Source organism: Arthrobacter sp. NPDC055585, assembly GCF_053619115.1.
The window spans coordinates 1,986-5,818 of the sequence record NZ_JBSHIT010000019.1 but is presented as its reverse complement, the minus strand read 5'-3'; the positions used below and the strand labels follow the sequence as shown (position 1 = coordinate 5,818).

Here is a 3,833-nt window from a genome sequence, read left to right as displayed (position 1 = left end):
TGTTAAACGGGTCAGGCCCCGCAGCGTTGCGGGGCCTGAGCCTTTTTAATGATTGTCCGGCGGTGACCTACTCTCCCACACCCTCCCGGGTGCAGTACCATCGGCGCTGCGGGTCTTAGCTTCCGGGTTCGGAATGGGACCGGGCGTTTCCCCCGCGCTGTGACCGCCGTAACCCTTCCAACCCGAACCCCCTGCCGGTAATACCGTGGGGGTGGGTAAAAATGTGGGGTACGTGGGTACCAGACGCCCTTCACCCCTGGTACAGGGATCGGGCGCGTATTCAATTATGTTCCCTGATCAACAACACGGGTTGTTGGTTGGGAACCACATAGTGGACGCAAGCAGCATGATCTTCATACCCCTTCTTTGGCGGAACCGTTTGAAGTCGTGTTCTGCCCAGGATATGTGTGGTGTAAGTTATCGGCCTATTAGTACCGGTCAGCTTCACGGGTCTTTAGTCCCCGCTTCCACATCCGGCCTATCAACCCAGTGGTCTGGCTGGGGGCCTCTCACACACAAGGTGCATGGAAATCTCATCTTGAAGCAGGCTTCCCGCTTAGATGCTTTCAGCGGTTATCCCATCCGAACGTAGCTAATCAGCGGTGCACTTGGCAGTACAACTGACACACCAGAGGTTCGTCCGTCCCGGTCCTCTCGTACTAAGGACAGCCCTTCTCAAATTTCCTGCGCGCGCAGCGGATAGGGACCGAACTGTCTCACGACGTTCTAAACCCAGCTCGCGTACCGCTTTAATGGGCGAACAGCCCAACCCTTGGGACCTACTCCAGCCCCAGGATGCGACGAGCCGACATCGAGGTGCCAAACCATGCCGTCGATATGGACTCTTGGGCAAGATCAGCCTGTTATCCCCGAGGTACCTTTTATCCGTTGAGCGACGGCCATTCCACAATGTACCGCCGGATCACTAGTCCCGACTTTCGTCCCTGCTCGAGATGTCTCTCTCACAGTCAAGCTCCCTTGTGCACTTACACTCGACACCTGATTGCCAACCAGGCTGAGGGAACCTTTGGGCGCCTCCGTTACTCTTTAGGAGGCAACCGCCCCAGTTAAACTACCCATCAGGCACTGTCCCTGACCCGGATTACGGGCCGAAGTTAGATATCCAGTATGACCAGAGTGGTATTTCAACGATGACTCCACCCGAACTGGCGTCCGGGTCTCACAGTCTCCCACCTATCCTACACAAGCCACACCGAACACCAATACCAAACTATAGTAAAGGTCTCGGGGTCTTTCCGTCCTGCTGCGCGTAACGAGCATCTTTACTCGTACTGCAATTTCGCCGAGTTTATGGTTGAGACAGCGGGGAAGTCGTTACTCCATTCGTGCAGGTCGGAACTTACCCGACAAGGAATTTCGCTACCTTAGGATGGTTATAGTTACCACCGCCGTTTACTGGGGCTTAAATTCCCAGCTTCGCCCGTAAGGGCTAACCGGTCCTCTTAACCTTCCAGCACCGGGCAGGAGTCAGTCCGTATACATCGTCTTGCGACTTCGCACGGACCTGTGTTTTTAGTAAACAGTCGCTTCCCCCTGGTCTCTGCGGCCCACACCCGCTCCGGAAAGCAAGTTTCCATCACGGGGCAGGCCCCCCTTCTCCCGAAGTTACGGGGGCATTTTGCCGAGTTCCTTAACCATAATTCTCTCGATCGCCTTGGTATTCTCTACCTGATCACCTGTGTCGGTTTGGGGTACGGGCGGCTAAAACCTCGCGCCGATGCTTTTCTAGGCAGCATAGGATCACCGGATTCCCCCGTTCGGGGGTCCCATCAGATCTCAGGTGCGTCATCAAAGACACAGTGACGGATTTGCCTATCACTGACCCTACATCCTTAGACCAGGACAACCATCGCCCGGCCCGGCTACCTTCCTGCGTCACACCTGTTAATACGCTTACCTCCCGGGATACGGTCCCGCGCTCCACCAAAACCCGGAACACCACAAGGGTGCACGGGCAGGTTTCGGGCGGTTAGTTTCCCCCGTTCAGTATGGGCGGTTTTTCGCCGGTACGGGAATATCAACCCGTTGTCCATCGACTACGCCTGTCGGCCTCGCCTTAGGTCCCGACTTACCCAGGGCAGATTAGCTTGACCCTGGAACCCTTGATCATTCGGCGGACGGGTTTCTCACCCGTCTTTCGCTACTCATGCCTGCATTCTCACTCGTGTAGGCTCCACCACTGGTTTACACCGCAGCTTCACTGCCCACACGACGCTCCCCTACCCATCCAGACGGCTGAACCACGAAGGCTTACCAAAAATCTGAATGCCACAACTTCGGCGGTGTACTTGAGCCCCGCTACATTGTCGGCGCGGAATCACTTGACCAGTGAGCTATTACGCACTCTTTCAAGGATGGCTGCTTCTAAGCCAACCTCCTGGTTGTCTGGGCAACTCCACATCCTTTCCCACTTAGCACACGCTTAGGGGCCTTAGTTGGTGGTCTGGGCTGTTTCCCTCTCGACTATGAAGCTTATCCCCCACAGTCTCACTGCTGCGCTCTCACTTACCGGCATTCGGAGTTTGGCTGACGTCAGTAACCTTGTAGGGCCCATCGGCCATCCAGTAGCTCTACCTCCGGCAAGAAACACGCAACGCTGCACCTAAATGCATTTCGGGGAGAACCAGCTATCACGGAGTTTGATTGGCCTTTCACCCCTACCCACAGCTCATCCCCTCCATTTTCAACTGAAGTGGGTTCGGTCCTCCACGACGTCTTACCGTCGCTTCAACCTGGCCATGGGTAGATCACTCCGCTTCGGGTCTAGATCACGCCACTCACTCGCCCTGTTCAGACTCGCTTTCGCTACGGCTTCCCCACACGGGTTAACCTCGCGACGTAACACTAACTCGCAGGCTCATTCTTCAAAAGGCACGCTGTCACAGCAATCAGAGCTGCTCCAACGGTTTGTAGGCACACGGTTTCAGGTACTATTTCACTCCCCTCCCGGGGTACTTTTCACCTTTCCCTCACGGTACTTGTCCGCTATCGGTCATCAGGGAGTATTTAGGCTTACCAGGTGGTCCTGGCAGATTCGCACGGGATTTCTCGGGCCCCGTGCTACTTGGGATCCTCTCCAAGCGGCAGCATACATTCCGGTTACGGGGCTAACACCCTCTACGGCCGGGCTTTCAAACCCGTTCACCTATGCACCTGCACTCACTTCACCAGTCCGGCAGAACTGATACGGAAAGTCCCGCAACCCCAGTGATGCAACGCCCGCCGGCTATCACACACCACTGGTTTAGCCTCTTCCGCGTTCGCTCGCCACTACTAACGGAATCACTGTTGTTTTCTCTTCCTGCGGGTACTGAGATGTTTCACTTCCCCGCGTTCCCTCCACGCACCCTATGTGTTCAGATGCGGGTCACCCGGTCACTCGCGCGCCGGGCGGGGTTTCCCCATTCGGACATCCTGGGATCACCGCTCGGTTATCAACTCCCCCAGGCTTATCGCAGATTCCTACGTCCTTCTTCGGCTCCTGATGCCAAGGCATCCACCGTGTGCCCTTAAAAACTTGACCACAAAGATCAACAATTAATATCGCTATCGAGAAAACCATGGAAAACCAGTACAAGACCGGTCACCAGGTTTATCTGAAATTGCACTTAATAATTTTTAAGATGCTCGCGTCCACTATGTAGTTCTCAAACAACAACCCCGTCACACCCATCCACCGGCACTCCCCGAAGGAAACACCCGGCTTCCGGCATGCGCAGGAAAAACCAGAAACAACAGATCCTGTTGCCTCAGGACCCAACAGTGTGCCAAACGATTACCCCCGGGCAACACCCCGGACCCGCTTTCCAACC

General features: G+C 55.6%; 2 rRNA genes. Both read right to left on the bottom strand.

Annotation, left to right across the window (positions count from 1 at the left end):
• Positions 1–54: 54 nt before the first annotated feature.
• Positions 55–171, bottom strand: a 5S ribosomal RNA gene (gene rrf, locus ACWGQ2_RS18310).
• Between the two features lie 236 nt (positions 172–407).
• Positions 408–3,544: ribosomal RNA gene (locus ACWGQ2_RS18305) — 23S ribosomal RNA — on the bottom strand.
• Positions 3,545–3,833: the final 289 nt, after the last annotated feature.